This window comes from Enorma burkinafasonensis (genome assembly GCF_902150035.1).
Lineage (GTDB): Bacteria > Actinomycetota > Coriobacteriia > Coriobacteriales > Coriobacteriaceae > Enorma > Enorma burkinafasonensis.
This window is the reverse complement of record NZ_LR597506.1, coordinates 88,733-114,789: the sequence shown is the minus strand read 5'-3', so window position 1 is coordinate 114,789 and position 26,057 is coordinate 88,733. Positions and strand designations below refer to the sequence as shown.

23 protein-coding genes are annotated in these 26,057 nt (G+C 68.0%); 13 read left to right on the top strand and 10 right to left on the bottom strand.

Translation table 11 applies throughout. From position 1 onward, the window contains the following. Nucleotides 1–49: 49 nt before the first annotated feature. The 9 genes from FS885_RS05200 (at nucleotide 50) to FS885_RS05160 (ending at nucleotide 10,509) form a co-directional block, all read left to right on the top strand. Nucleotides 50–1,666 carry an ABC transporter substrate-binding protein gene (locus tag FS885_RS05200; protein WP_144744006.1) on the top strand — a complete coding sequence of 539 codons (1,617 nt, stop codon included), beginning with the start codon at nucleotides 50–52 and terminating at the stop codon, nucleotides 1,664–1,666. A gap of 78 nt (nucleotides 1,667–1,744) precedes the next feature. Next, nucleotides 1,745–2,704, top strand: coding sequence for an ABC transporter permease (locus FS885_RS05195; RefSeq protein WP_144744004.1), 960 nt, complete (start codon nucleotides 1,745–1,747; stop codon nucleotides 2,702–2,704). After that, nucleotides 2,704–3,612: an ABC transporter permease gene (locus FS885_RS05190; protein ID WP_144744002.1), complete on the top strand. Its 909-nt coding sequence runs from the start codon at nucleotides 2,704–2,706 to the stop codon at nucleotides 3,610–3,612. The genes FS885_RS05195 and FS885_RS05190 overlap by 1 nt, the downstream gene beginning before the upstream one ends. 12 nt (nucleotides 3,613–3,624) lie before the next feature. Continuing rightward, nucleotides 3,625–4,653, top strand: a complete 1,029-nt coding sequence (locus tag FS885_RS05185; RefSeq protein WP_144744000.1) for an ABC transporter ATP-binding protein — start codon at nucleotides 3,625–3,627, stop codon at nucleotides 4,651–4,653. Beyond that, on the top strand, nucleotides 4,650–5,678 hold the full coding sequence (locus FS885_RS05180) for an ABC transporter ATP-binding protein (protein ID WP_246060797.1): 1,029 nt from the start codon (nucleotides 4,650–4,652) through the stop codon (nucleotides 5,676–5,678). Before FS885_RS05185 ends, FS885_RS05180 begins: the two co-directional genes overlap by 4 nt. 227 nt (nucleotides 5,679–5,905) lie before the next feature. Then, complete coding sequence (locus tag FS885_RS05175) at nucleotides 5,906–7,168, top strand: M20 family metallopeptidase (RefSeq protein WP_144743998.1); 1,263 nt, start codon at nucleotides 5,906–5,908, stop codon at nucleotides 7,166–7,168. A gap of 12 nt (nucleotides 7,169–7,180) precedes the next feature. Next, the gene (locus FS885_RS05170; protein ID WP_144743996.1) at nucleotides 7,181–8,647 is read left to right on the top strand and encodes a S10 family peptidase; all 1,467 of its coding nucleotides are present in this window, start codon (nucleotides 7,181–7,183) and stop codon (nucleotides 8,645–8,647) included. A gap of 92 nt (nucleotides 8,648–8,739) precedes the next feature. Then, nucleotides 8,740–9,156 carry a peptide deformylase gene (locus FS885_RS05165; protein ID WP_144743994.1) on the top strand — a complete coding sequence of 139 codons (417 nt, stop codon included), beginning with the start codon at nucleotides 8,740–8,742 and terminating at the stop codon, nucleotides 9,154–9,156. A gap of 15 nt (nucleotides 9,157–9,171) precedes the next feature. Beyond that, nucleotides 9,172–10,509, top strand: coding sequence for a M18 family aminopeptidase (locus FS885_RS05160; protein ID WP_144743992.1), 1,338 nt, complete (start codon nucleotides 9,172–9,174; stop codon nucleotides 10,507–10,509). 133 nt (nucleotides 10,510–10,642) lie between these two features. Here the strand turns inward: FS885_RS05160 and FS885_RS05155 are convergent, their stop codons facing one another. From FS885_RS05155 to FS885_RS05125, 7 genes are all read right to left on the bottom strand, one after another. Continuing rightward, nucleotides 10,643–11,437 carry an ABC transporter ATP-binding protein gene (locus tag FS885_RS05155; protein ID WP_144743990.1) on the bottom strand — a complete coding sequence of 265 codons (795 nt, stop codon included), beginning with the start codon at nucleotides 11,435–11,437 and terminating at the stop codon, nucleotides 10,643–10,645. A 2-nt stretch (nucleotides 11,438–11,439) separates the two neighbouring features. Continuing rightward, nucleotides 11,440–12,393 (bottom strand): ABC transporter permease, encoded by a 954-nt coding sequence (locus FS885_RS05150; RefSeq protein WP_144743988.1) that lies wholly within the window; start codon nucleotides 12,391–12,393, stop codon nucleotides 11,440–11,442. A 314-nt stretch (nucleotides 12,394–12,707) separates the two neighbouring features. Further along, nucleotides 12,708–13,739 carry an ABC transporter substrate-binding protein gene (locus FS885_RS05145; protein ID WP_144743986.1) on the bottom strand — a complete coding sequence of 344 codons (1,032 nt, stop codon included), beginning with the start codon at nucleotides 13,737–13,739 and terminating at the stop codon, nucleotides 12,708–12,710. Between the two features lie 55 nt (nucleotides 13,740–13,794). Then, complete coding sequence (locus tag FS885_RS05140; protein WP_144743984.1) at nucleotides 13,795–14,802, bottom strand: ABC transporter substrate-binding protein; 1,008 nt, start codon at nucleotides 14,800–14,802, stop codon at nucleotides 13,795–13,797. Between the two features lie 99 nt (nucleotides 14,803–14,901). Continuing rightward, nucleotides 14,902–15,735: a helix-turn-helix domain-containing protein gene (locus FS885_RS05135; protein ID WP_144743982.1), complete on the bottom strand. Its 834-nt coding sequence runs from the start codon at nucleotides 15,733–15,735 to the stop codon at nucleotides 14,902–14,904. Nucleotides 15,736–15,920: 185 nt separating this feature from the next. Beyond that, on the bottom strand, nucleotides 15,921–17,360 hold the full coding sequence (asnS, locus tag FS885_RS05130; RefSeq protein ID WP_144743980.1) for an asparagine--tRNA ligase: 1,440 nt from the start codon (nucleotides 17,358–17,360) through the stop codon (nucleotides 15,921–15,923). Between the two features lie 108 nt (nucleotides 17,361–17,468). Further along, on the bottom strand, nucleotides 17,469–18,101 hold the full coding sequence (locus FS885_RS05125) for an HAD family hydrolase (protein WP_144743978.1): 633 nt from the start codon (nucleotides 18,099–18,101) through the stop codon (nucleotides 17,469–17,471). 275 nt (nucleotides 18,102–18,376) lie between these two features. Here FS885_RS05125 and feoB point away from each other — a divergent pair, with 275 nt between their 5' ends. Beyond that, the gene (gene feoB, locus FS885_RS05120) at nucleotides 18,377–20,734 is read left to right on the top strand and encodes a ferrous iron transport protein B (protein ID WP_144743976.1); all 2,358 of its coding nucleotides are present in this window, start codon (nucleotides 18,377–18,379) and stop codon (nucleotides 20,732–20,734) included. Between the two features lie 22 nt (nucleotides 20,735–20,756). Here the strand turns inward: feoB and FS885_RS05115 are convergent, their stop codons facing one another. Beyond that, complete coding sequence (locus tag FS885_RS05115) at nucleotides 20,757–21,290, bottom strand: cysteine hydrolase family protein (protein ID WP_144743974.1); 534 nt, start codon at nucleotides 21,288–21,290, stop codon at nucleotides 20,757–20,759. Between the two features lie 107 nt (nucleotides 21,291–21,397). On the opposite strand from FS885_RS05115, the gene FS885_RS05110 reads away from it, so the two are divergent. After that, on the top strand, nucleotides 21,398–21,955 hold the full coding sequence (locus FS885_RS05110) for a uracil-DNA glycosylase family protein (RefSeq protein ID WP_144743972.1): 558 nt from the start codon (nucleotides 21,398–21,400) through the stop codon (nucleotides 21,953–21,955). An 18-nt stretch (nucleotides 21,956–21,973) separates the two neighbouring features. Here FS885_RS05110 and FS885_RS05105 read toward each other — a convergent pair whose 3' ends face one another. Together FS885_RS05105 and FS885_RS05100 are read right to left on the bottom strand one after the other, a co-directional pair. Continuing rightward, nucleotides 21,974–22,726: a hypothetical protein gene (locus FS885_RS05105; RefSeq protein ID WP_144743970.1), complete on the bottom strand. Its 753-nt coding sequence runs from the start codon at nucleotides 22,724–22,726 to the stop codon at nucleotides 21,974–21,976. Between the two features lie 14 nt (nucleotides 22,727–22,740). Next, the gene (locus FS885_RS05100) at nucleotides 22,741–24,531 is read right to left on the bottom strand and encodes an ABC transporter ATP-binding protein (protein WP_144743968.1); all 1,791 of its coding nucleotides are present in this window, start codon (nucleotides 24,529–24,531) and stop codon (nucleotides 22,741–22,743) included. 397 nt (nucleotides 24,532–24,928) lie between these two features. On the opposite strand from FS885_RS05100, the gene rplJ reads away from it, so the two are divergent. Further along, the gene (rplJ, locus tag FS885_RS05095) at nucleotides 24,929–25,450 is read left to right on the top strand and encodes a 50S ribosomal protein L10 (RefSeq protein WP_144743966.1); all 522 of its coding nucleotides are present in this window, start codon (nucleotides 24,929–24,931) and stop codon (nucleotides 25,448–25,450) included. A 104-nt stretch (nucleotides 25,451–25,554) separates the two neighbouring features. Next, the gene (gene rplL / locus FS885_RS05090; RefSeq protein WP_144743964.1) at nucleotides 25,555–25,938 is read left to right on the top strand and encodes a 50S ribosomal protein L7/L12; all 384 of its coding nucleotides are present in this window, start codon (nucleotides 25,555–25,557) and stop codon (nucleotides 25,936–25,938) included. Nucleotides 25,939–26,057 lie beyond the last annotated feature (119 nt).

Here is a 26,057-nt window from a genome sequence, read left to right as displayed (position 1 = left end):
CCGCGCGGGCCTGTGACAATAGGTCCTTTCGAAATGGAGGGAATGGAACATGAGCAAACTTACCAGCAAGACCGTATCGCGTCGCGGCTTCCTGAGCGGGCTGGGCGCCGTGGGCCTCACGGGCGCCGCGCTCTCCGTCGCGGGCTGCTCCTCTGAGGGCGGCACCGGTTCCGCCGGCAGCGGGGAGGTTGCCGAGGGCGGCACCCTGAGCATCTCGCTCACCGCCTCGCCGGCCCTTCTCGACCCGGTCAAGTACACCGGCGTCTATGAGTCGCAGATCATCAACACCGTCTGCGACACGCTCGTCCAGTACTCCATGGACCTCACCGAGATCGTGCCCTGCTTGGCGACCGAGTGGACCATCTCCGACGACGGTCTCACCTATACCTTCACCCTGCGCGACGACGCGAAGTTCCAGCCCGGTGAATACCAGGATGGCCGCGCCATGACCGCCGATGACGTGAAGTACTCCCTCGAGCGCTCCAACGTCGAGTCCACCAACAACCGCCTCGACATGCTCGATCACTGCAACGTGATCTCCGACACCGAGATCGAGTGCGTCCTCAAGACCCCGAACTCCGCCTTCCTCACGGCGCTCACCGATGGCGGCAACGCCATCCTCCCCAAGGAGGAGGTCGAGGGCTGGGGCGACAACTTCGGCGAGCACCTGGTGGGCACCGGCCCCTTCCAGATGGTTCAGTTCACGCGCGACCAGCAGACCGAGCTCAAGCGCCACGAGGGCTACTGGGGCGACCGCCCGAACCTCGACGGCGTGGTCTGGAAGGTCATCACCGACTCCACGCAGCAGGCAAACGCCCTGTTCACCGGCGAGGTCGATCTCGTCACCGACCTGGGCGGCGAGTCGCTGCAGACCGTTTCGGAGAACTCTGACTACATCGTGGAACAGCAGGAGGGCCTGAACTTCAACTACATCTACATGAACATGGTCAATGGCCCCACGGCCAGCCTCGACGTGCGCCGTGCGATCCTCATGGCGATCGACCGCGAGGAGATCCTCGCTGCCGCCTACCCCTACGGCGGAGCGACCGTGGCATCGGTTCCGCTGCCGCGCGGTAGTTGGGGCTACGATGAGTCCATCGAGGAACTCGTCCCGGCGCACGACCCCGAGGGCGCCAAGGAGCTCCTTGCCAGCGCCGGCTATCCGGACGGTTTCGCGATCGATCTGTACACGGGGAACACCACGACGAGCCTCGATGTGGGCACGGTGCTCCAGCAGCAGCTTAAGGAGACCCTGAACATCGACCTCACGATCCATCAGAACGACTGGGCCACGCTCTCCTCGAACGCTTCGTCCGGCGAGAGCGACATGGTCGGCATGAGCTGGACGTGGTACCCCGATCCGTACTTCTTCCTGAACAAGCTGTTCAGCACCTCGGAGATCGGCGGCAACGGGAACTCCGGGCGCTTCAGCATGCCCGAGGTCGACGACCTGCTCCAGCAGGCTCTCGAGGTCACCGACCAGGATGAGCGCGCGGACCTCTACAAGCAGGCGCTGCGCATCATCGTGGAACAATGCCCCATGATCGTGTACAGCACGGCCAACTCCAAGAACGGTCTCTCCAAGAACGTCCAGGGCTTCGTGCAGCGCGCCGATAACCTGGTCTATGTCGTGAACTCCGAGGTCAACATCTCGAAGACCGCGTAGCGACCGCTGCGTGTGCCGCCGCGCGCGGTTTGGCGAGAGCCTGCCGCGCGCGGCGTTTGCTAAGAAAGGTAGGGATTCGTGGCTAAGACGATTCTCAAGAGGGTGCTGCAGGCGATCCCCGTGCTCTTCGTGGTGATCACTGCGACGTTCATCCTCACGCGCATGGTCCCCGGTGACCCCGCCGTCACCATGCTGGGACCCCAGGCATCTCCCGATGCCGTCGCCGAGCTGCGCGAGCAGCTGGGCCTCAACGAACCCATGTGGAAGCAGTACATCGACTACCTGCTCGGTGTGCTGCAGGGTGACTTCGGCTGGTCGACCTCGTATAACAGCGACGTCATGCCCCTCATCTTGAGCCGTCTTCCCGCCACGCTCTCCATCACCATGACCGGCCTCGTCATCGCGGCGCTCGTGGGCATCCCCATCGGCGTCGAGTCCGCCCTGCACCAGAACTCGGTGCTCGACTACGTGTTCATGGTCGTCGCGCTCGTTGGCGTCTCGATGCCGATCTTCTGGCTCGGCCTCATGTTGGTCCTCACGTTCAGCGTGAACCTGGGGCTTCTGCCCGCCATGGGCATGGGCTCGTTCGCCAACGGCGTCTGGGACGTGGTGAGCCATATGATCCTGCCGGTGTTCTGCCTTGCTACCATCCCCGCCGCGACGCTCGCGCGCATCTCGCGCTCGAGCATGCTGGACACGATCGGGACCGACTACATCAAGTCGCTGCGCTCGCGCGGTGTGCGCGAGACGCTTGTGATCTGGAAGCACGCGTTCAAGAACGCTCTGCCGCCCATCGTGACGGTCCTGGGCCTTCAGATCGCCTCCGCCTTCACGGGCGCCATCCTCACCGAGACGATCTTTTCGTGGCCGGGTCTCGGCACGCTGATCGTGAACGCCGTGAACGGCCGCGACTACTCGCTCATCCAGGGCACGGTGCTCTTCACTGCCGTGGTCTTCGTCGTGGTCAACCTGATCGTCGACATCGTCTACGCCGTGATCAACCCACGCGTGAGTTACGAGGGAGGTGGCCAGAACTGATGGCAGCCAACGAAACCAAGGGCGGCGCACTCGGCGTCGAGGCCCAGCTCGAGATGGTGCGCCGCGAGCGCAAGGCGAACAACGCCTGGCACAAGCTCTCGCGCAACAAGATGGCCGTCGTGGGCCTCATCATCGTCGTCGCGATGGTGCTTTTGGCGGTCTTCGCGAACCAGCTCGCGCCGTATGACCCCAACGCCATCGACATGACGAACGCCTATGCGGCGCCGGGCAGCGCCGGCCATATCTTCGGGACCGATAACTACGGGCGCGACCTGCTCTCGCGCATCATCTACGGAGCCCGGATCTCAATCTTCGTCGCCGTGGGCGGCACGCTCGTGGGAGCGTTCGTGGGAGTCCTCATCGGTCTTGTCGCCGGCTTCTTCGGCGGGCTCCTCGACTCGATCATCATGCGCATCATGGACGGCATGATGTCCTTCCCGTTCGTCCTGCTCGCGCTCATCCTCATGACCATCCTGGGCCAGGGTGCCATCAACGTAGTCATCGCGCTCGGCATCGGGAACATCCCCTACTTCGCGCGCGTGGTCCGCGGCCAGGTGCATATCGTCAAGAACGAGGAGTACTGCAACGCCGAGCGCGTGCTCGGGGCCTCGCCGGCGCGCATCCTGTTCACGCACATCCTGCCCAACGCGATCTCGCCCATCATCGTGTACTTCACGCTGAACGTCGCGAGCGCCATCATCTCCGAGGCGGCGCTGTCGTTCCTCGGCATGGGCATCACCCCGCCCACCGCGTCCTGGGGCAATATTCTCTCGGGCGGGCGCACCTGCCTGCGCACCTCCCCGCACATCGCCACCATCTCGGGCATCTTCATCCTCGTCACGGTGCTCGGGTTCAACCTTCTGGGCGATGGTATCCGCGACGTGTTCGACCCCAAGCAGAAGCAGTAAGGAGGGTGCCGCATGGCTGAAATCGCACAGGACGGGGCCCGTGAGCACCTTCTCTCGGTGAAGGACCTCAAGACGTACTTCCACACCTCCGCAGGAATCTCCAAGGCGGTCGACGGCGTGAGCTTCACGCTCGACCGTGGCAAGACGCTCGGTATCGTGGGCGAGTCGGGCTCGGGCAAGAGCGTGACCGCCTCCTCGGTCATCCGCCTGCTGCCCAAGACGGGCTCCATCGAATCCGGCGAGATCGAGTTCGACGGCAAGGACATGGTCACGATCGACATGAAGGAGCTGCTGGAGATCCGCGGCAAGGACATCGCGATGATCTACCAGGACCCCATGACCTCGCTCGACCCGGTCTTCAAGGTCGGCAGCCAGATGATCGAGCTCATCCGCGCCCATGAGGACGTGAGCCGCGAGGAAGCCCGCAAGCGTTCGATCGAGATGCTGCGCCTGGTGGGCATCCCCGAGCCGGAGCGCCGCATGGACTCCTACCCGTACGAGCTCTCGGGCGGCATGTGCCAGCGCGTCATCATCGCCATGGCCATGAGCCTGCACCCCAAGTTCATCATCGCCGACGAGCCCACCACGGCCCTCGACGTGACGGTGCAGTCGCAGGTGCTCGACCTGCTCAAGGGCCTGCAGGAGAAGTTCGGCACCGCCATCCTGCTCATCACCCACAACCTCGGCATCGTGTGGAAGATGGCCGACGACGTCATGGTCATGTACGCCGGCCGCACCGTCGAGCACGCGTCGACGCCGGAGCTCTACGCCAACCCCCTGCATCCCTATACCTGGGGCCTTCTGGACTCCATGCCCAAGCTCTCGGATGACGAGAACGCCGACCTCAAGACCATCCCCGGCGTCCCGCCCGATCTGAGGCTCACCGGCACGTGCTGCAACTTCTGCAACCGCTGCCCGTACGCGAAGGAAATCTGCGAGCGCGAGGTGCCGCCCTTGAAGGAGGTCGCGCCCGGCCACCTGGTCGCCTGCCACCTGCAGGACGGCAAGGGCGGTCTTGTGAGAGGAGAGGTGAATCGATGAGCGAGATGACTCAGGCTCCCGCAGCCGAGCAGGCCGAGGAGCGCCAGCCGATCCTTTCCATCCGCCATCTGAGCAAGGACTTCCGCCTGCGTGGCGAGGGGCTGTTCGACAAGCCCAAGACCCTCCATGCCCTCTCGGACGTCTCGCTCGACGTGTACGAGGGCGAGACCCTCGGCATCATCGGCGAATCGGGCTGCGGCAAGTCGACGCTCGGTCGCTGCGTGGTGCAGCTGCACCAGGCGACCGCCGGCGAGATCCGCTACAAGGGCAAGGATATCAACGGCCTCAAGGGCCCCGAGCTCAAGGCCATGCGCAAGAACATCCAGATGGTGTTCCAGGACTCCTACTCCTCGCTCGACCCGCGCTTCACCGCCGCCCGTGCCATCGAGGAGCCGCTGCGCATCTACAACCTCGTGCCCGACAAGGCCGAGCGCGAGAAGATCGTCTTCGACCTCATGAAAGAGGTCGGCCTCGATATCCAGCATATGGAGCGCTACCCGCATGAGTTCTCGGGCGGCCAGCGCCAGCGCATCAACGTGGCGCGCGCGCTCGTGCTCGACCCCAAGATCATCGTGTGCGACGAGCCCGTCTCTGCCCTCGACGTGTCGATTCAGGCGCAGGTACTGAACCTCTTCCGCCGCCTGCAGCGCGACCGCGGCCTCACGTATCTGTTCATCAGCCACGACCTCTCGGTCATCAAGCACATCTCGGACCGCATCGCGATTATGTACCTGGGCCGCGTGGTGGAGCTCTGCCCCGCGCATCGCGTCTACGAGAACCCGATGCACCCCTACACGCAGGCGCTGCTCTCGGCGGTGCCGCCCGAGAGCCCCTTCCAGAAGACCGAGGAGCTCAAGCTCAAGGGAGAGATCGCGAGCCCGGTAGGGGAGCAGGTGGGCTGCCCGCTCGCCGGCCGCTGCCCGTACTGCGAGGAGCGCTGCCGCAAGGAGCGCCCCGCCCTCACCGAGGTGGAGCCGGGGCACCAGGTCGCGTGCTTCCGCTACCACGACGCGGCGACCGCGTAGCGCGCGGGGAGTCGCGCTGGATCTAGCGGGGTGTAGCAGCCCCGAGCCGATAGGGCTCATCCCGTGCGGCGGTTCCGTGCCAGCGCTTCGCACGCGCGGCACGCTCGCGTAGGCTTTGTGCTTAGTCCGTATCGTATGGCCCGCTGCCGTTTGCTGGCGGCGGGCCGTTCTATGATGGGAGGCGTAACGCCTCCGGTGTCCATCGACCAAGAAAGGCGGGTGCTCCTATGGCCCCAACGAAGGAATCCCTGCATCAGGCGGTGCTCGACCAGCAGGACGAGCTGCTCGAGCTCTGCCGCGACCTGATCCGCATCAAGAACCAGAGCCCCATCGACAGCCAGGCGCCGGCTATCGCGTTCGTGCGCGACTACCTCGAGCGCGCCGGCATCGAGAGTGAGGAGATCGTCGGCGACGGCGGCGAGGACTACCCGGTCGTCTACGCGCAGATGGGCGACCCGTCGGGCTTCCGCGTGGTGCTGAACGGGCACGTGGACGTGGTGCCCGTAGGCCAGCTCTCGGGCTGGGACTTCGACCCCTTCGGAGCCGAGATGCACGACGGCAAGATCTTCGGCCGAGGCGCGTCCGATATGAAGTGCGGCCTCGCGGTGCTGCTCTTCAGCATGAAGATGCTCCGGGCCTCCGGCGCGAAGCTCAAGGGCGACATCCGCCTGCACATGGTGTGCGACGAGGAGATCGCGGGCAGCGGCACCAAGTGGTTCTGCGAGAACGGCTACGCGGACGGCGCCGACGCGGTCATGGTGGGCGAGCCCACCGGGCACGAGACCATCGAGATCGGCCAGAAGGGCATCCTGCACCTCACGCTGACCGCCCACGGCGTGCCCGGCCACGGCTCGACCAACAACTACAAGGGCGACAACGCCATCGTGAAGCTCGCCCGCGTGCTCGTGAACATCGACCAGATCATCTCCGTGCCGGGTCATTTCCTGCCCGAGCACGCCCGCGCGGTCGAGAACTCGCGCATCGTTGCCGAGCGGACCATCCCCGCCGATGGCGTGGGCAACGTCGTGGACCACATCTCGTGCAACGTCGGCATTATCCAGGGCGGCGGCAAGATCAACCAGGTGCCTGACCTCGCGACCGCGCAGATCGATGTGCGCCTGCCCTATGGCACGGACCACGACGAGGTCGTCGCCGCCGTGGAGCGCGTGATCGCCGAGAGCGGCGTCGAGGGCGTCGAGCCCACCTTCGAGTGGATTACCGAGGGCAACGTGACTTCCGACACCTGCACGCTCGTCACGAGCCTCAAGAAGAACATCGAGGAGGTCTGGGGCGAGGAGTGCCTGCCGGCCTACCAGTGGGCCTCGAGCGACGCGGCAAACTACCGTCTGCTGGGGTGCCCCACGATCCAGTTCGGGCCGTGCAACAACGACGGCATCCACGGCTACAACGAGGACGTTGACGTGATCGACGTCGTGCACGCTGCCGAGATCTACATGCTGACGCTCTGCGACATGCTCGGCATCGAGTAAAGGAGGCTACCCATGGCAGATATGGAGACGGCGGCTCAGGCGAACGCCGTGCCCGAGAGCGCCGAGGCGCGCCTCACCTGGAGCGCCGGCGGCCGCGAGATCGGCTATACCGCCCGCGCGGGACACGTGGACGTCTTCGATGCGGGCGGCGTGCTCGAGGGCAAGATGTTCAACGTCGCCTACCTGGCGGACACCGTGGACGGTGCCGCGGTGGACGCGCGGCGCCGCCCGGTGAGCTTCTGCTTCAACGGCGGCCCGGGCTCGGCCTCGGTGCCCATCAACTTCGGCGGCATCGGGCCCCGCCGCGTGGTGCCCAACGGCTGCGGCTTCGTCGATGCGGCGGCCTATGAGGTGGAGGACAACCCGGGCACGCTCCTCACGGAGAGCGACCTGGTGTTCCTCGATGCGCTCGGCACAGGCTGGTCGTTCGTCGCCGAGGGGTACGACAAGGGGCGCGTGTACGGCCTCGAGGGCGATGCGCACGCGTTCTGCCGCGCCATCTGCCAGTGGCTCGAGGACAACGGCCGCTGGGGCTCGCCGCTCTACCTGGTGGGCGAGTCGTACGGCACCATGCGCAACTCCGTGCTCATGCGCTACCTCGGCGAGGCGGGCGTGCCCGTCGCCGGCGTGGTCATGGTGTCGGCGCTCTTCGACTGGACGCAGAACCTGCCGGGCAACGACCTCTACTACGTGGGCATGATGCCCTCGTTCGCGGCGACGGCGCAGTTCTTCGGCCTTGCGGGCGAAGGCGTCGACGAGGACGAGTGGTTCGACCGCGCCTCCGAGTTCGCGGGCGGCACGTACGCCCTGGCGCTGCTTCAGGGCGACCGCATCGACCCCGAGCGCCAGCGCGCGGTGGCCGAGGAGCTCTCTGCCTTCATCGGGCTGCCTGCCGACTACCTCGTCGAGCGCAACCTCCGCGTGTCGCTCGAGGAGTTCAGGCGCGACCTCATGGCCTCAGACGACAAGGTGATCGGCCGGCTCGACATGCGGTTCGCCGGCAGCGCCCTGCTGCCGCTGCAGACCGCCTCGTTCTACTTCGCCTGCGACGACCCGGCGAGCCACGCGATCGAGAGCGCCTGGTACGCGGCGTTCCGCGCCTTCCTCCACGACGAGCTGGGCTACCGCGGCCCTGCCGGCTACCGTCTGAACGTGTGGAGCGAGATAGGCATCGGCTGGAGGTGGGTGCATGACGAGCCCGGCGTCGACGAGACGACGGTCGCCGCGCCCAACGTGGCGCTCGACATCGCCGTGGCGCTCCGCCGCAGCCCCACGACCAAGCTCATGATCATGGGCGGCCGCTTCGATGCGGCGACGCCCTGGTGGAACATGGAGCACACCATCTCCCAGCTGTACCTGCCGCGCGAGCTGCGCGACAAGATCCGGTTCTGCCGCTACGGCTGCGGGCACATGTGCTACGTCGACGAGCCCACGCTGGCCCGCATGACCGAGGACTTCCACGAGTTCTACCAGGCCTGATCTAAGGGAAACCGACCCGGGCCATGGGCCGCCCCCATGGCCATGCGACGATCGGCCCCGCCCGGCGTCCCGACCAACAAGAGAGGAAGAAGATGATCAAGGAGATCGTGAAAGACCGTGAGTTCCTGTCCAAGCCGGCGGAACCCGCGACCATCGACGATATGGAGGTCATGCAGGACCTCCGCGACACCCTCGAGTCGCTCGAGGACGCCGTGTGCCTCGCGGCGAACCAGATCGGCTCGCTGAAGGCCATCATCGCCTACGAGGACGGCGGCCGCACCTACACGATGATGAACCCCAAGATCAAGATCGCGGCGCAGCCCTACACCGCGCAGGAGAGCTGCCTCTCCCTCGAGGAGGTCACGGAGGTCAAGCGCTTCCGCATGATCACGGTCGCCTACCAGGTGCCCCAGGACGGCAACCTCGTGCGCCGCACCAAGCGCTTCAGCGGCTGGACCGCCGAGGTCGTGCAGCACGCGATCGACCACTGCGCCGGCAAGCTCGTCTAGCGAAAGGACCAGAGCATGGTTGAAGAGCAGGATGTGAGGGCCGCCGAGGAGCTCATCGGCTTCATCCAGGCGTGTCCGAGCATGTTCCACACGACGCGGACCATCGCCGAGCGCCTCGATGCGGCCGGCTTCACCCGCCTCGCCGAGGGCGACGCGTGGGAGCTCGCGCCCGGCGGTAGGTACTACACCACCCGTAACGGCTCGAGCGTCATCGCCTTCAAGGTGGGGGAGCGCGCCGCGGTGCCGGAGCGCTATCACTTCCAGGTCACCGCCTCGCACGGCGACTCGCCCACCTTCAAGCTGAAGGCGCTGCCTGTCATCGAGGGCCCGGACGGGATGCTCCGCCTGGACGTCGAGGCTTACGGCGGCATGATCGACTACACCTGGTTCGACCGGCCGCTCTCCATCGCGGGCCGCGTGCTCGTGGAGACGGGCGGCCGCGTCGAGAGCCGGCTTATCGCCCCCGACCGCGACCTCGCGATGATCCCGAGCCTCGCGATCCACCTCGACCGCGGCATGAACGACGGCTTCTCGCCCAACCGCGCGACGGACGTCGTGCCGCTCGTCTCCGCCGGCGAGCTCACGGCCGAGGGCTTCGACGCGCTCATCGCCCGCGAGGCCGGCGTCGCGCCCGAGCAGGTGCTCGCCCGCGACCTCTTCCTCGTGAGCCGCGTTCCGGCGCGCGTGTGGGGCGCCGAGCGGGAGTTCGTCTCGTCGCCCAAGCTCGACGACCTGATGTGCGCCTTCACCTCGCTCAAGGCCTTCCTTGCGGCCGAGAACCCCGCGAGCGTCAACATCTACTGCTGCTTCGACAACGAGGAGGTGGGCTCCAACACCAAGCAGGGCGCGATGTCGACCTTCCTGCCCGATACGCTCACCCGCCTCACCGGCGCGCTCGGCCTTACGCCCGAGGACTACCGCCGCGCACTCGCGCGCTCGATGATGGTGAGCTGCGACAACGCGCACGCGCTGCACCCCAACAAGGCCGACAAGTACGATGGCCTGAACCGCTGCCACCTGAACGGCGGCATCGTGATCAAGGAGGCGGCGAACCAGCACTACTGCACCGACGCCTTCAGCCGCGCCGTCTTCATCGCCGTGTGCCGCCGCGCCGGCGTGTCGTTCCAGACGTTCGCGAACCGCAGCGACATGGCCGGCGGCTCCACACTGGGCAACCTGTCCAACATGCAGGCGAGCATGCATGCCATCGACGTGGGCTGCGCCCAGCTGGCGATGCACTCGTCCTACGAGACCGCGGGCACGCGCGATGTGGCCCAGGTCGCCTCGGCGCTCAAGGCTTTCCTCGAGGCCGACCTCGCCATCGAGGGCGCCGAGTCGGTCGAGCTGGGGTAGTCAGCCGGCGATCGAAGCGACAGGGCGCTTGGAGCGTCTGCGCATAGCGAACAGGGCCCTGCGGGATGGATCCCACAGGGCCCTGCGTGCATATGGGAGCGGTTGCAGCTGCGCTTGGTACAGTTGCAGCCGTCTAGTTCAGCAGCATGCGGTCGTTCGCGAGCTCGCCGCCCGAAACCTGCTCGAACTTTTGCAGCAGGTCGGCCACGGTGAGCGCGGCCTTCTCGGCACCGGCGACGTCGTAGATGACGCGGCCCTCGTGCATCATGATGAGGCGGTTGCCGAGGCGGATCGCGTCGTTCATGTTGTGCGTGACCATGAGCGTGGTGAGCTTGCGCTCCGAGACGATCTTCTCGGTGAGCTCGAGCACCTTCGCGGCGGTCTTGGGGTCGAGCGCCGCCGTGTGCTCGTCGAGGAGCAGCAGCTTGGGGTCGGTGAGCGTGGCCATGAGCAGGGTCAGCGCCTGGCGCTGGCCGCCCGAGAGCAGGCCGACCTTGGCGGTGAGGCGCTGCTCGAGGCCGAGCCCGAGCTCCTTCAAGCGCTCGGCGTACTCGTCCTTCTCGGCCTTGGTGACGCCCCAGGCGAGCGTGCGGGTCTTGCCGCGGCGCTTGGCCATGGCGAGGTTCTCGATGATCTGCATGTCGGCGGCGGTGCCCATCATGGGGTCCTGGAAGACGCGGCCCAGGTACGTGGCGCGCGCGGGCTCCGAGAGCCGCGAGATGTTCTTGCCGTCGAGCGTGATGGTGCCCGCGTCCATGGGGTAGACGCCGGCGATGATGTTCATGAGCGTCGACTTGCCGGCGCCGTTGCCGCCGATGACGGTGACGAAGTCGCCGGGCGCGAGGTTGAGGTCGATGTCCACGAGCGCGCGCTTCTCGTTGATGGTGCCCGCGTTGAAGGTCTTGCTGACGCGTGCGAGGTCGAGCATGGTTAGCGCCCCCCTTCGGTGGTGGTGTCGCCCGAGGCGGCCAGCGCCTTCGAGGCGCGTGCGTAGGAGCGCCTGAGCTGGTACTTCTCCCACACCACGGGCACGCAGAGCGCGAGCGCCACGATGACGGCCGAGATGAGCTTCATGTCGTTGGCGTCCATGCCCAGCTGCAGCACGATGGCGCGGATGAGGAAGTAGACCACCGAGCCCACGACGGCGGCGGTGAGGCGGCTGCCGAAGGAGCGGAGCTTGCCGGGGGTGAGGCGCCCCAGGACCTCGCCGATCACGATGGCGGCAAGGCCGATCACGATGGCGCCCGTGCCCATGCCGATGTCGGCGTAGCTCTGGCTCTCGCACACCAGGCCGCCCGAGAGGCCCACGAGGCCGTTCGAGAGCGTGAGCGCGATCATCTTGGTGACCTTGGTGTTCACGCCGAGCGCGCGCACCATGGCCTCGTTGTTGCCCGTGGCGCGGCAGGCCGAGCCGATCTCGGTGCCGAAGAACCAGTACAGGCCCACGATGATGAGCACGGCGAAGATAAGGCCCACGAGGATGGAGGCGACGTTCTGCGCAAGGCCGGTCGCCTCGGTCACCGTGGAGAAGAGCGTGTCCACGCGCAGGAGCGGCGTGTTCGACTTGCCCATGATGCGCAGGTTCACCGACCAGAGCGCGATCTGCGTGAGGATGCCGGCGAGGATGGCCGGGATCTCGAACACCGTGTGCAGAAAGCCGGTGACGGCGCCGGCGAGCATGCCGGCGAGCATCGCCATGATGATGGCGAGCGTGGGGTCCATGCCTCCCACGACAAGCACGGCGCACACGCAGCCGCCGAGCGCGAAGCTGCCGTCGACGGTGAGGTCGGCGATGTCGAGCAGCTTGTACGTGATGAAGACGCCGAGGACCATGACGCCCCAGAGAATGCCCTGCGAGACGGCGCCAAGCATGGCGAGTCCCATAATCTCCTCCAACCTATTCCTGACGCGCGGGCGCCTTCCCGCGCGCATGCGGTGCAATCACAGCGACTCTACAGTCTAGCATGCCGGCGCGCTGCCCGCGACAGGGCCCGGGAGCTGAACGGCGGGTTGTAATCGAGCCGAAATGTAGGGGTTGGCAGCTTCACGCGAGGGAGGCGGGAGGTGGGGAGCGGCACAGGGCGCCGATGCCGGCCCGTCTGCCGTGCGGGCGGCGCCGCATCAAGAGAGCGCCCCGTGCGGAGGTGATCCACACGGGGCGCTCGGAGTGCGCTTGATGGGAACGCGACGCCGGGAGGTTAGGCCGCGGAGACGTCCTCGCCGCCCTCGTCGGCGAGCGCGGAGACGTCGACGCCGATCTCGTCGGCCGTGGCCTGGTTGTAGACGAGGTCGCACTCGTCGGCCGTCATGGTCTCGACGGGCATCTCGGCGGGGTCGGCGCCCTCGGCGAGGATCTGGACGGCCATCTCGCCGGCGCGGTAGCCGAGCTCGTAGTAGTTGATGCTCACCGAGGCGAGGCCGCCGGCCTCGACCTGGCCGACCTCGCCGCAGATCGTGGGCACGCCGGCTTCGTTGGCGATGCTCGCGATCTGGGTCATCGCGGACGCGATGGTGTTGTCGGTGGGCGTGTAGACGACGTCGACCTGGTTGACCATCGCCTCGACGACGCTCTGGATCTCGTTCGAGCTCGAGACGGTGTAGCGCTCGTGCGCGATGCCCGCGGCGTCGAGCTCCTCCTCGGCGAGCGCGATCTGGATCTCGGAGTTGCTCTCGGCGGTGCAGAAGAGCAGGCCGACGTTCGCCGCGTCGGGGACGAGCTGCTGGAGCAGAGCGATCTGGTCCGCGACGGGGTTCATGTCGGAGGTGCCGGTGAGGTTGCCGCCGGGCGCGTCGTTCGCGTCGACGAGGCCCGAGGCGGCGAAGTCGGTGATCGCGGTGCCGATGATGGGGATGTCGCTCGTCGCGCCGAGGGCGGCCTGGGCGGCGGGCGTCGCGATGGCGAGGATGAGGTCGCAGCCGTCGTTCGCGAAGGTCTGCGCGATGGTCTGGCAGGCGTTCTGGTCGTTCGACGCGTTCTGCTGGTCGGCGTCGTAGGCGATGCCGGAGTCGTCGAGCGCGGCGATGAAGCCCTCGTTGGCCTGGTCGAGCGCGGCGTGCTGCGTGAGCTGGAGCACGCCGATGCGGAACGTGCCGGACGCGGCGGCGGAACCGGAGCCGGCGCTCTCGCCGCCGCTGCAGCCGGCAAGGCCGATCATGCCGCCGAAGGCCGCGACGGCCGTGCCGGCGAGCCCGGCCGAGAATGAGCGGCGGGTGAGTTCGAAGCGGTGCATGGTCTTCTCCTAGCGTGAGAGACGGCGATGGGGGAGCTCCCCCATCGCCTGGGGTTTAGACGATCTCGGGGCTGTCGAGAACCGAGAGGTCGATGCCGCAGGCATCGGCCGAGCCCTGGTTGGCGATGAGCGTGCACTCGCTCGCGTCGAGGTACTCGATGGGCATCTCGGCGGGGTCGGCGCCCTCGGTGAGGATGCGCACGGCCATCTCGCCGGCGCGGTGCCCCAAATCGAAGTAGTTGATGCTGTACGACGCGGTGCCGCCGTCCTCCACCATGGTGTCGCAGCCCACGATCGCGGGGACGCCCGCCTCGTCGGCGATGGAGGACACCTGCGCCATCGCGGCCGCGATGGTGTTGTCGGTGGGTGCGTAGACGGCGTCGACCTGGCCGACCATCGTCTCGACGACGGACTGGATCTCGTTCGAGCTCGAGACGGTGTACTCCTCGTAGGCGATACCGGTCCCGTCGAGCGCCTCCTTGGCGAGGTCGATCTGGACGGTCGAGTTGCTCTCGGCGGTGCAGTAGAGCAAACCGACGGTCGCCACGTCGGGCACGAGCTGCTGCAGGAGGTCGATCTGGTCGGCGACGGGCGTGAGGTCCGAGCTACCGGTGACGTTGCCGCCGGGGGCGTCGTTGGTCGCCACGAGGCCGACGGACTCGAAGTCGGTGATGGCGGAACCCACGATGGGGATCTCGTCCGTCGCCGAGGCCACGGCCTGCGCCGCCGGCGTGCCGATGGCGAAGATGAGGTCGCAGCCGCCGTTCACGAAGGTCTGCGCGATGGTCTGGCAGGCGTTCTGGTCGTTCGAGGCGTTCTGCTGGTCGGCGTCGTAGGCGATGCCCGACTCGTCGAGCGCGGCGATGAAGCCCTCGTTCGTCTGGTCGAGCGCGGCATGCTGCGTGAGCTGGAGCACGCCGATCTTATACGAGCCGGCGGCCGGTGCGGAGCCTGCCGCCGAACCTCCTTCGGACGAGGTGCCGCCGCAGGCGGTGAGCGGCAGGGCGCCCGCGAGGGCGAGCGAGGCGATGAGGCCGCGACGGGTCAGGACGGGTGTGTTCATGGGCGTCCCCCGAAGGTCGTGCAGCCGCCGGTCGCGCTCGCGCCGTCGGCCGCGATGGATGGTGCTCGTGCCCGTATCGGGCTGAGACCTCCATCATACCTACGCGCCCGCGCCCTCCGGCGCCTCTTCACCAACTGTTAACCTTGGTCCGCGAAGCGTGTCGGCGGCGATGAGGACGGTCCCCGAGGGGTGCCGGCACGCGAGGTTCGAAAGCCGGTCGACGCGGACGGTCCTGAGGCCGCTCCGCTCGACGCCGGACCCCTCGACCTCGCCCTCGACGAACGGCACGTCGCCTGCGGTGAAGACGGCGATCGGCCTCATGCGCCGCGTGCCCGAGGCGAGCTCGAACGTGACGTGCGCGCCGGAGAGCATGCAGCGCCGCAGCAGCTCCTGCGCCGGCACGGTGACGAACTCCATGGTGGCGCGCCGGCGCTGCAGGCCGCGCCCGCGGCCCCGACGCAGGAGGGATTCGAGCTCCGCGCGCTGGTCGGGCCCCGCGAGGGGGAGGAGCGCCTCGACGAGATGCAGGCGGCGGGCGTTGCCGAGCGAGCCTCCCAGAAGCGCCCGCACGATCTCCTGCAGGTCGGCGGACGAGACGCTGCGCGACACGAGCGCGTAGCCGCGGTTTTTCATCGAGCGGATGTCGATCCCCGCCGCGCGCAGCGTCGCGACCGAGTTGCGCACCGAGCTGGGCGACGCCGTCAGTGGCTGGGGGAGGTCGGGCCTGCCCTCGGCGAGCAGCCGCGCGATGTCCGGGGCCGAGAGATGGTTGCGCTCGTCGGTGTAGCGCTCGAGCGCGCGCAGGACGGCGAGGGTCCTCAGGTCGGAGGGTGCGCGTCGGCACGCGGGCGGGTCGGAGGCGCCGCCCTCGTCCATGACCCGCTTCGCGCCCGCGTTGCTTCCGGCGCCCGTGCCCACCCGCGTCTCGTCCATGGCATCCCCCGTTCGTCCGCGGCACGCGTCCGCGCCCGCCTACGGCACCGGTCCGCCCGATGCTGCCATCACGGTAGGCGCGCGGGCACCTCAAACGGAAAAGCCCGCCGCATGCGGTCGCGTGCATGCGGCGGGCGGTAGGCCCGGTTGTCAACCGTTCCGGAATCTAACGGGAATCAAACCCCTTAGAACTCGGCGTTGCCGACGGTGCGCGGGTGCGGGATGACGTCGCGGATGTTGCCCACGCCGGTGAGGTACATCACGAGGCGCTCGAAGCCCAGGCCGAAGCCCGCGTGCGGGCAGGTGCCGTAGCGGCGCAGGTCGCAGTAGTACTTGTACTGCTCCGGTTCCATGCCGAGCTCCGCGATGCGGCGCTCGAGCACGTCGAGGCGCTCCTCGCGCTGGCTTCCGCCCACGATCTCGCCGATGCCGGGCACCAGGCAGTCGGCCGCGGCCACCGTCTTGCCGTCATCGTTCAGGCGCATGTAGAACGCCTTGATCTCGACGGGGTAGTCGGTCACGAACGTGGGCCGCTTGAAGTGCTGCTCGGTAAGGAAGCGCTCGTGCTCGGTCTGCAGGTCGATGCCCCAGCTCACGGGGTAGTCGAACTTCTGCCCGGCGGCGACGGCGGCCTCCAGGATGTCAATCGCCTCGGTGTAGGTCACGCGCGCGAAGTCGGAGCCCGCCACGTGCTCGAGGCGCTCGATGAGCCCCTTGTCCACGAAGCGGTTGAGCATTGCGAGCTCGTCCGGGCAGCGCTCCATCACGTCGCGGATGACGTACTTGAGCATGTCCTCGGCGAGGTCCATGTCGTCCTCGAGGTCGGCGAAGGCGATCTCGGGCTCGATCATCCAGAACTCGGCGGCGTGGCGCGTGGTGTTGGAGTTCTCGGCGCGGAACGTCGGCCCGAAGGTGTAGACGTCGCCGAACGCCATGGCGAAGTTCTCGGCGTTGAGCTGGCCCGAGACGGTGAGCGACGCCGGCTTGCCGAAGAAGTCCCGGCTCCAGTCGACCTCGCCCGCGGTGAGCGCGCCCATCGAGGCAGCCGCCTGCTCCTCGGTCACGCGCGGTGCGGTCGCGGGGTCGAAGGTGGTCACGCGGAACATCTCGCCGGCGCCCTCGCAGTCCGAGGTGGTGATGATCGGCGTGTTCACGTAGACGAAGCCGCGGTCCTGGAAGAAACGGTGGATGGCCGCCGCGGCGACCGAGCGCACGCGGAAGACGGCGCGGAAGAGGTTCGTGCGCGGGCGCAGGTGCTGCTGCGTGCGCAGGAACTCGACCGTGGCGCGCTTCTTCTGGAGGGGATAGTCCGGGGCGGAGGGGCCCACGACCTCGATGGTCTCGGCTGCGAGCTCGAAGGGCTGCGGTGCGTCGGGCGTGAGCTTGAGCGTGCCCGTGGCGGTGATGGCGGCCGACACGTTCTGGTGGGCGACCTCGTCGTAGTTCGCGAGGGCGTCGCGGTTCATGACGATCTGCAGGTCCTTGAAGCAGCTGCCGTCGTTCACGGTGACGAAGCCGAAGTTCTTCATGTCGCGGACGGACTTGATCCAGCCGGCGACGGTGACGCTCTGGCCGCCGAGGTTCTCGGAATCGGCATAGAGCTGGGCGATCTTGGTGCGGTTCACGTGGTGCTCCTTTATCGTGCGGGCGGCAGGCGCTGCGCCCGCCGCCGAGTGCTACCGGCTCACCATGATAGCAGGCTGCGCAGCCGCCCGCTCGCAGCGCCGCGCCCGTCACCGCGCGAGGATCGCGCGCTCGAGTGCGGCGGTGCAGCCGTCGATATCGCCTGTAGCGACGCCGGTGAAGTGGAACGAGCGCATGCCCGCCGCCTCGGCGCCGGCGCAGTTGTCCGCGCTGTCGTCCACGAACAGACAGCTCGCGGGGTCGAGTCCGTAGCGCTCGCACAGCAGCAGGTAGATGGCCGGGTCGGGCTTCATGATGCGCTCGAGGCCCGAGACGACGCAGCCGTCCATGAGCGGCCAGGCGGGCATGCGGTCGAGCTGCTCGTGGATGCGCGTGCTCGCGTTCGAGAGCAGGTAGACCCCGAGCCCCCGCTGCTTGAGGCGCGCCGCCAGGTCGTTCACCGCTCCGATGGGCTCGGAGCGCTCGGGCCAGCGCGCGATGCACTCGTGCAGGGCGGCGTGCAGCCGCTCGGGAAGCGCGGCCTCGGCGAGCCGGCGCATGGTGTCGTGGCCGATGACCCCGGCGTCGAGCAGCGCCCACTCGGTACGGCCGAAGAGCGCGGCGTGGAGCAGCCGGGCGTCGTCCTCGTTCTCGGTGAAGGCGCGGGCGAAGCGCGCTCCGTCAAACGTCATGAGGACGTTGCCCATGTCGAAGATGACGTTCGCGATGGGTGTGTTCGGCATGGATCCCTCCTTATGCAGGGCGGGCGCCCGGGGTTCGCATCCCATGTGATTGTACGCCAGCCGCCCGCCGTCGCGGTCGCTCCGCCGCTCGCCGCCGCGGGCGGGCGCAAAAGCATCGCACCATCGTCAAAACCGGTGGAATTGCCGGCGGATTTGACGGGCATGCGATGCTTTTGCGGGACCGGGGCGGCCGCTCTGGCGGTGCGGCGATACTTCACTACAATCTCGTAGGGAACCATGCAGGGGAGATTCGCCTGCCAACAGAGGGGACACGCATGAAGCTCGATGAGCTCGAGATAGGCAAGGACGCCGTCATCGCGTCGGTCGCGTCGGACGACGCGTCGCTGCGCCAGCACATCATGGACATGGGGCTCACGCCGGGCACCGAGGTCACCATGATGAAGTACGCCCCCATGGGCGACCCGCTCGAGATCCGCCTGCGCGGCTACGAGCTCACGTTGCGCCGCGTCGACGCCGCCCGCATCGGGCTCGTCGACGTGCACGACGCGCACAACTGCCCGCGCAAGAACCCCGAGGTCCGCGCGACCGCTCACCCGGCCTTCGGTGAGGACGCCCGCCGCCCGCGGCGGGAGGGGGCGGCGCTGCCCGAGTCCGCGCCCCTCACGTTCGCGCTCGCCGGCAACCAGAACTGCGGCAAGACCACCCTCTTCAACCAGCTCACCGGCTCGAACCAGCACGTGGGCAACTTCCCCGGCGTGACCGTCGACCGCAAGGACGGCCAGATCAAGGGCCATCCCAACGCCACGATCACCGACCTGCCGGGCATCTACTCGCTCTCGCCCTACACGAGCGAGGAGGTCGTGAGCCGCCAGTTCATCCTGGAGGAGCGGCCCGACGCGATCATCGACATCGTCGACGCGACGAACATCGAGCGCAACCTCTACCTGACGCTCCAGCTCATGGAGCTCGACCGGCCGATGGTGCTCGCCTTGAACATGATGGACGAGCTCACCGAGAACGGCGGCACCGTCGACGTGAACGCCCTCGAGGCGGCGCTCGGCATCCCCGTGGTGCCCATCGCCGCCGCGAAGAACGAGGGCATCGGCGAGCTCACCGAGCACGCGCTGCACGTCGCGCGCTACCGCGAGCACCCGGGGCGCGTCGACTTCTGCGACGAGCACGGCGCGGACGGCGGCGCGCTCCACCGCTGCATCCACGGCATCATCCACCTGATCGACGACCACGCCGAGGCGGCGCACCTGCCCGTGCGCTTCGCCGCGACGAAGCTCATCGAGGGCGACCGGCTCGTCACGGACGCGCTCGCGCTCGATGAAAACGAGCTCGACGCCGTGGAGCACATCATCCACCAGATGGAGGAGGAGGCCGGTCGCGACCGCATGGCGGCACTCGCGGACATGCGCTTCGGCTTCATCGAGCGGGTCTGCGGCGCCTGCGTGGTGAAGCCGCACGAGAGCCGCGAGCACCTGCGCTCCGTCGCCGCCGACCGCATACTCACCGGCCGCTACACCGCCATCCCGGTGTTCCTCGGCATCATGGCGCTCGTCTTCTGGATCACCTTCGACGCGGTGGGCCAGCGCCTCTCCGACCTGCTCGAGCTCGGCATCGGCGCCTTCACGGACGCGGTCGACGCCGCGCTCACGTCGTTCGGCCTGAACCCCGTGGTGCACTCGCTCGTGATCGACGGCATCTTCGCCGGCGTGGGCAGCGTGCTCTCGTTTCTGCCCATCATCGTGGTGCTGTTCTTGCTGCTCTCCATCCTCGAGGACTCGGGCTACATGGCGCGCGTGGCGTTCGTGATGGACAAGATCCTGCGCAAGCTGGGCCTTTCCGGCCGGAGCTTCGTGCCCATGCTCATCGGCTTCGGCTGCAGCGTGCCCGCCATCATGGCCACGCGCACGCTGCCCTCCGAGCACGACCGCAAGATGACGGTGATGCTCACGCCGTTCATGAGCTGTTCGGCGAAGCTGCCGGTCTACGCGCTCTTCTCGGCGGCGTTCTTCCCCGAGCACGCGGCGCTCGTCATGATCGCGCTCTACCTCATGGGCATGGCCGTGGGCGTCGCCGTGGCGCTCGTGCTCAAGGGCACGGCGTTCAAGGGCGACCCGGTGCCGTTCGTGATGGAGCTGCCCAACTACCGCCTGCCGAGCGCGAAGACCACGGTGCGCCTCGCATGGGATAAGGCCAAGGGTTTCGCGACCAAGGCGTTCACCATCATCTTCGTGGCGAGCGTGGTCATCTGGTTCCTGCAGACGTTCGACATCCGCTTCAATCTCGTCGCCGACCAGGCCGACAGCATGCTCGCCGCGCTCGGCACGCTCGTGGCGCCGCTCTTCGCGCCGCTCGGCTTCGGCAACTGGATCGCGGCAGCGGCCGTCGTGGCGGGCTTCGGCGCGAAGGAGAACGTCGCGGCCACGCTCACGGTGCTCATGGGTGGCTCGGTCGCGGCGCTCTCGACGCTGTTCACGCCGCTCACCGCGTTCGCGTTCCTCACGTTCGTCCTGCTCTACACGCCGTGTGTGGCGGCGGTCTCCGCCGTGCGCAACGAGCTGGGGACGCGCATGATGTTCGCGGTGGTGCTCATGCAGTGCGGCGTGGCGTGGCTCGTGGCGTTCGCCGTGCACGCGGCGGGGTTGCTGCTGGGCCTCGCCTAGGGCGGGGCGGCCGGCTCCGCCCCTAGCGTTCCATCTCGATCTGGCAGCTGCGCATCGTGGCGAGCGCCGCCTCGTGCGCCTCGGGCGTGACGCCGGCGCAGAGGGCGGGATCGACGCTCACGGGCACCTCGGGCAGCGCCGCCTTGATGAGCAGCGCATTCGAGACCACGCAGATGTCGGTGCACACGCCCACAAGCTCGATGGACTCGATGGGCTCCGCGGCGTTGCGCTGCACGAGGTAGTGCGCGAGCTCCGTCGAGCCGAACGTGGGCTTCTCGAAGACGCGCGCGTCGCGCTCGCGCTGGAGCTCGGCGAGCGCGGGGATGAGCTCCCAGCCCGGCGTGCCCTTGATGCAGTGGGGGACGGGCAGGTGTGCGCCCTCCTGCGTGGCGAGGTAGTTCTCGCTGTGCGTGTCGAGCGTGAAGATGAGCTCGCCGTCGAAGGCGCGGGCCGCCTTGACGAGCGCGGGTGCGATGGCCGCGGCCTCCGGCGTGCCGAGCGTGCCGTCGACGAAGTCGTTCTGCATATCGATGACGATCAGGTAGCGCTTGCCCATGGTTCCTCCCCGGGGTGCATAATGGATGTGCCCGCGCCGCCGGCAGGCGCCGCCGCGGGTCTCATGCCTTCAGATTATGCACCAGGTCCCGCGGGGGAGGGTCGAGGATGGCGTCCGGTTACCAGCACATTTCGCATGGCTTCGAGCCGGTGTTCGACGAGCGCTCGCGCGTGCTCGTGCTGGGGTCGTTTCCCTCGGTGCTCTCGCGGGCGAACGCGTTTTTCTACGGCAACCCCCAGAACCGCTTCTGGCGCGTGATCGCCGCGTGCACGGGCGAGCCGGTGCCGCCGAACGAGGGGGAGCCGTTGCCCGGCTCGGGTGCGGCCGCGTCGCTCGGCGAGTCGATCGCGGCGAAGCGCGACCTTCTGCTGCGCCATGGCATCGCGCTCTGGGACGTGATCGAGAGCTGCGACATCAAGGGCTCCTCGGACGCGAGCATAAGAAACGTCGTGCCGGCGCGCATCGAGCGCGTGACCGGCGCCGCGCCCGTGGGGGCCGTGGTGTGCAACGGCGGCACGGCCGCGCGCCTGTACAACCGCTACCTGTGGGAGCGCACGGGTATCGAAGCGGTGGCCCTGCCGTCGACGAGCCCGGCGAACGCGGCATGGAGCTTGGAGCGGCTCATCGCGCGCTGGGGCGAGGAGCTCACCCGGCTGCAGGTGTAGACCTCGCCGCGGCGCCCGCTAGCGCGCGAGCCCGCGGAGCCGCAGCCAGAGCCGCGAAGGCGAGGCGATGATGGGCGCGTCGAGCGCGCTTCCCATGCGCATGGCGCCGATGAGGCGGTCGATGGCCTCCGCGACCGGACGGCGCCACATACCGAGCCGTGGCGTGCCCATCAGCGCGGGGATCTGCCCGCCGTGCGTGACGATAACGGCACCCGACAGGACGATCCCGTAGGGGAGGAGCTCACCGCTGAGCCTCTCGAGCGCGTGCAGCCCTTCGCAGCCGTCCGCCGATGGGCAGACGACGACCAGGTACGCGCGCGCCGCGCCGTCCGCGGCGACGGGGGAGGCGCCGTGGGAAGGAGCGCTCGCAGCGGAGCGTGAGGCGCCGAGGGCCGCGGCGATGGCGGCGGCTTGGGGCATGGCGCCTACCGCGCAGGCCGCAATCGCCGTGTTGCACGGGGCCCCGCCGGCTTCCAGGAACGCGGTCGGTTCCGCATCGTCGCCCCGGTAGGAGGACATGCGCTCGTAGGCCGCATAGGCGTCCTCGAGGTCCGCCAAGAGCAGCGCCGCCGCCTGCCCGAGACCTGCCGCCTGCCCGGGACCCGCTGCGCGCCCGCGCGCGCCTGCGTCCCCGCCCGGCTCGAGCACGGCGATGCGCCGCCCAGGCGCGCGCCCCGCCCCGCCCCGCTCGGCAGCGTCCCGCTCGGCACGGTTCCCCGCAAGACGCTTCCCGCCGTCACGCTCGGCACGGCGCTCCGCAGGCTCCGCCATAGGGCCGCCCACGGCTACTCGCTCCCCAAAAACGCGCCGGACTGCCGGCTCCACAGCTGCGCGTACTCGCCGCCGGCGCTCACCAGCTCCTCGTGGCGGCCGTCCTCGACGATCTCGCCGTCGCGGATGACCACGATGCGGTCGAGCGCGGCGACGGTCGAGAGCCGGTGCGCGATGACGAGCGACGTGCGTCCGCGCATGAGGTTCTCGAGCGCGTCCTGGATGAGCTTTTCGCTCTCGGAGTCCAGTGCGCTCGTGGCCTCGTCGAGCACGAGGATCGGCGCGTCCATGAGGATGGCGCGCGCGATGGCGATGCGCTGGCGCTGCCCGCCCGAGAGCTTCACGCCGCGCTCGCCCACCTGCGTGTCGAGGCCGGCAGGCAGGCGCTCGATGAACTCGAGCGCGTTGGCCTCGCGCGCGGCGCGCCAGATCTCGTCCTCCGTGGCGTCCGGCCGGCCGTAGGCGATGTTCTCGCGCACCGTGCGATGGAAGAGCAGTGGCTCCTGCGGCACGTAGGCGATGTGCTGGCGCAGGCTCACCTGGCTCACGTGCGCGATGTCCTGCCCGTCGATCTCGATGCTGCCGCCCGAGAGGTCAGCGAGGCGCAGCAAGAGCGTGGTGAGCGTCGTCTTGCCCGAGCCGGAGCGGCCCACCAGGCCCACGCGCTGGCCCGCAGGGATGTGCAGGTTGAAGCCCCGGAACACCGTGTCCTCGGCGCTCGCGTCGGCATAGTGGAAGTCGATGTCCGTGAAATCGATCGCGCCCGCGGTGACCTCGAGCGCCGGCGCGTCCGGGTCGTCGTCGACCAGGCGCGGCTCGTCGAGCGCGACGGTGAGGTCGTGCGCCTCGCCGAACGAGCGGTTGATCTGCTGGAACATCTGCGACAGCATGTTGAAGCGGCCGGTGAGCGAGTTCGTGTAGGTGAACATCATGACGAGCGTGCCCGCCGAGATGCCGAACCACGCGTTGCCGCCCGCGATGAACACCGCGACGAGCCCCATCATCATCACGATGAGTGAACTCGTGACGGCGCCGGTTTTGACGGTGCGCTGCATGCGGCGGCTGTCGGCCGCCTTCACCTCCTGGTTGGCCTGCTCGAAGAGCCCCTGCTCGTAGGCCTCGCGGCCGGCGGTTTTCACGGCGAGGATGTTGGTGATGGAATCCGACAGCTCGCCCGAGAGGCGGTTCTGCGCGGCGCTCGCCGCGGCGTTGATGGGCAGGATCTTGCGGTACAGCCTGAAGACGATCGCCACGTAGGCGACGAGCACCACGGCGAGCACGGCGACGTAGGCGGGCGCGAGCGGGACGAGCATGGCGACGGTGAGCACCGCCGTCGCCGCGGTGGGCAGCGCCGAGTAGGTGAAGTTGTCCATGAGCAGGCTGTAGGCCGAGATGAACTTCTGGGTGGAGCTCACGAGCGACCCGCCGAAGCGGTTGGTGTGGAAGGTCATCGACTGGTTGGAGAGCGTATCGAACGCCTGCCGCCCGAGCTCGTACCCGGCGCGGATCTCGAGCTTGGCGCAGGCGTAGTCCTGTAGCTTGCTGCATACCTGGCCGGCGACGTTCACGGCGATGAGCGCGGCGATGTAGGGACCGAACACCGGGAGCACGTCGCGTGCGCCGACGCCGCCCGCGCCCACCATGTCGACGATCATGCCGACGATGAGCGGGCTCGCGAACGTGAGGAAGAATACGTAGCCGAGTGTGACGGCGACGTCGAGGATGAACATGGGCAGCTGTATCTTGGTGACGCCCCAGAAGTAATGGAGCGTGCGCAGGGTGGTGGAGGGGTTGCGCGCGGCCATGAGGCTCCCATCGACGGCGGCGGGACGTGGTATCGCTCAGCAGCATACCCCGCATCGCCCGACGCATGCACGAAGCGCCCGCACGGCGCGGGCCGGGACGTGCCGCTTGCACACATTTCCTGCATCCGATGCGCGCCGCGGTTGACGCGGGCATGCGTGGGCGTCATACTATCCATCGGTTCACGCACGAACCCGCTGCCAGAGACAGCCGGTGCCAAGGCGCATGTCGCCGAGGCTCAATGGGGAAACCCGCCAGCCGAGGTGGTCGAGCAGATAGCTCCTATGTCTTCTCGCCCCCGTCGCTCACCGCAGCGCGGGGGTTTTCTTTTCCAAGACATCCCCGCAGGTCTTTTGGCGGGTCGTGCCTGGGAAAGAATACGAGGAGGTGTAACAACAGATGCCACAGCAGTACAAGATCGACAAGGTCGCCGAGATCGAATCCAAGATCGAGGCGAACAACGGCGTGTTCGTCGTCGGCTACAACGGCCTTACCGTGAAGCAGGCGCAGGAGCTGCGCCACCAGCTTCGCGAGGCCGGTGCCGAGATGAAGGTCTACAAGAACAACCTCGTCCGTCTCGCGCTCCAGAACCAGGAACAGCCTGCCATCGACGAGATTCTCGCCGGCCCGCTGGCCTACGTGTTCTATGAGAACGAGCCCGTCGAGGCTGCGAAGGCGCTCAAGGAGTTCGCTACGAAGTCCAAGGGCGTTCTCGAGATCAAGGGCGGTATTTCCGAGGGCAAGGCGGTCACGGCTGAAGAGGTCAACGCCATCGCCGAGCTCCCCACGAAGGATCAGCTTCTTGGTCAGATCGCTGGCCTCATCAACGGCTTCGCCCGCGACATCGCGGTCTGCGTCAACGGCGTTTCGAGCGGTCTCGCCCGCACCGTCCAGCAGATCTCCGAGCAGAAGGCTGCCTAGCCTTTCGCTCCGCGCGGCTTGGACGCCGCGCACCCTGGCGCGATCGCGCCGCATGATTAGTTCACTACCGCGCATGCGCGCGGCAACTGAAAGGAATGCTTACCATGGCTAAGCTTACCAACGAAGAGATCATCGAGGCTCTTAAGGAAATGACCCTGCTCGAGGCTTCCGAGCTCGTGAAGGCCATCGAGGAGACCTTCGGCGTCTCCGCCGCCGCCCCCGCCGCCGTCGTGGCCGGCCCGGCTGCCGCCGGCGCTGGTGCCGCCGAGGAGGAGAAGACCGAGTTCGACGTCGTGCTCGAGGGCTTCGGCGATCAGAAGATCCAGGTCATCAAGGTCGTCCGTGAGCTCACCAGCCTCGGCCTCAAGGAGGCCAAGGAGGTCGTCGAGGGCGCTCCCAAGGCCGTTCTCGAGGGTGTCAAGAAGGAGGAGGCCGAGGCCGCCAAGGAGAAGCTCGAGGCTGCCGGCGCCGCCGTCTCCCTCAAGTAACTCGGCGCAGGCCATGCGCCTGCACCATAGGGCGGCATGAGCCGCCGCGAACACCGTTCGCAGACGGGGTCCGGGCAACCGGGCCCCGTTTTTCGTTCGGGTCGCGGCTGTGGAGCGCG

What these genes read in the sequence shown, in the direction of transcription:
- FS885_RS05105 (WP_144743970.1), bottom strand. Translation starts at nt 22,726, where the DNA reads ATGGCGGAGCCTGCGGAGCGCCGTGCCGAGCGTGACGGCGGGAAGCGT.
- rplJ (WP_144743966.1), top strand. Translation starts at nt 24,929, where the DNA reads ATGCCACAGCAGTACAAGATCGACAAGGTCGCCGAGATCGAATCCAAG.
- FS885_RS05185 (WP_144744000.1), top strand. Translation starts at nt 3,625, where the DNA reads ATGGCTGAAATCGCACAGGACGGGGCCCGTGAGCACCTTCTCTCGGTG.
- FS885_RS05115 (WP_144743974.1), bottom strand. Translation starts at nt 21,290, where the DNA reads ATGGGCAAGCGCTACCTGATCGTCATCGATATGCAGAACGACTTCGTC.
- FS885_RS05145 (WP_144743986.1), bottom strand. Translation starts at nt 13,739, where the DNA reads ATGCACCGCTTCGAACTCACCCGCCGCTCATTCTCGGCCGGGCTCGCC.
- FS885_RS05160 (WP_144743992.1), top strand. Translation starts at nt 9,172, where the DNA reads ATGGTTGAAGAGCAGGATGTGAGGGCCGCCGAGGAGCTCATCGGCTTC.
- FS885_RS05110 (WP_144743972.1), top strand. Translation starts at nt 21,398, where the DNA reads ATGGCGTCCGGTTACCAGCACATTTCGCATGGCTTCGAGCCGGTGTTC.
- FS885_RS05155 (WP_144743990.1), bottom strand. Translation starts at nt 11,437, where the DNA reads ATGCTCGACCTCGCACGCGTCAGCAAGACCTTCAACGCGGGCACCATC.
- FS885_RS05200 (WP_144744006.1), top strand. Translation starts at nt 50, where the DNA reads ATGAGCAAACTTACCAGCAAGACCGTATCGCGTCGCGGCTTCCTGAGC.
- feoB (WP_144743976.1), top strand. Translation starts at nt 18,377, where the DNA reads ATGAAGCTCGATGAGCTCGAGATAGGCAAGGACGCCGTCATCGCGTCG.
- FS885_RS05165 (WP_144743994.1), top strand. Translation starts at nt 8,740, where the DNA reads ATGATCAAGGAGATCGTGAAAGACCGTGAGTTCCTGTCCAAGCCGGCG.
- FS885_RS05135 (WP_144743982.1), bottom strand. Translation starts at nt 15,735, where the DNA reads ATGGACGAGACGCGGGTGGGCACGGGCGCCGGAAGCAACGCGGGCGCG.
- rplL (WP_144743964.1), top strand. Translation starts at nt 25,555, where the DNA reads ATGGCTAAGCTTACCAACGAAGAGATCATCGAGGCTCTTAAGGAAATG.
- FS885_RS05100 (WP_144743968.1), bottom strand. Translation starts at nt 24,531, where the DNA reads ATGGCCGCGCGCAACCCCTCCACCACCCTGCGCACGCTCCATTACTTC.
- FS885_RS05175 (WP_144743998.1), top strand. Translation starts at nt 5,906, where the DNA reads ATGGCCCCAACGAAGGAATCCCTGCATCAGGCGGTGCTCGACCAGCAG.
- FS885_RS05190 (WP_144744002.1), top strand. Translation starts at nt 2,704, where the DNA reads ATGGCAGCCAACGAAACCAAGGGCGGCGCACTCGGCGTCGAGGCCCAG.
- FS885_RS05125 (WP_144743978.1), bottom strand. Translation starts at nt 18,101, where the DNA reads ATGCCGAACACACCCATCGCGAACGTCATCTTCGACATGGGCAACGTC.
- FS885_RS05170 (WP_144743996.1), top strand. Translation starts at nt 7,181, where the DNA reads ATGGCAGATATGGAGACGGCGGCTCAGGCGAACGCCGTGCCCGAGAGC.
- FS885_RS05180 (WP_246060797.1), top strand. Translation starts at nt 4,650, where the DNA reads ATGAGCGAGATGACTCAGGCTCCCGCAGCCGAGCAGGCCGAGGAGCGC.
- FS885_RS05140 (WP_144743984.1), bottom strand. Translation starts at nt 14,802, where the DNA reads ATGAACACACCCGTCCTGACCCGTCGCGGCCTCATCGCCTCGCTCGCC.
- FS885_RS05150 (WP_144743988.1), bottom strand. Translation starts at nt 12,393, where the DNA reads ATGGGACTCGCCATGCTTGGCGCCGTCTCGCAGGGCATTCTCTGGGGC.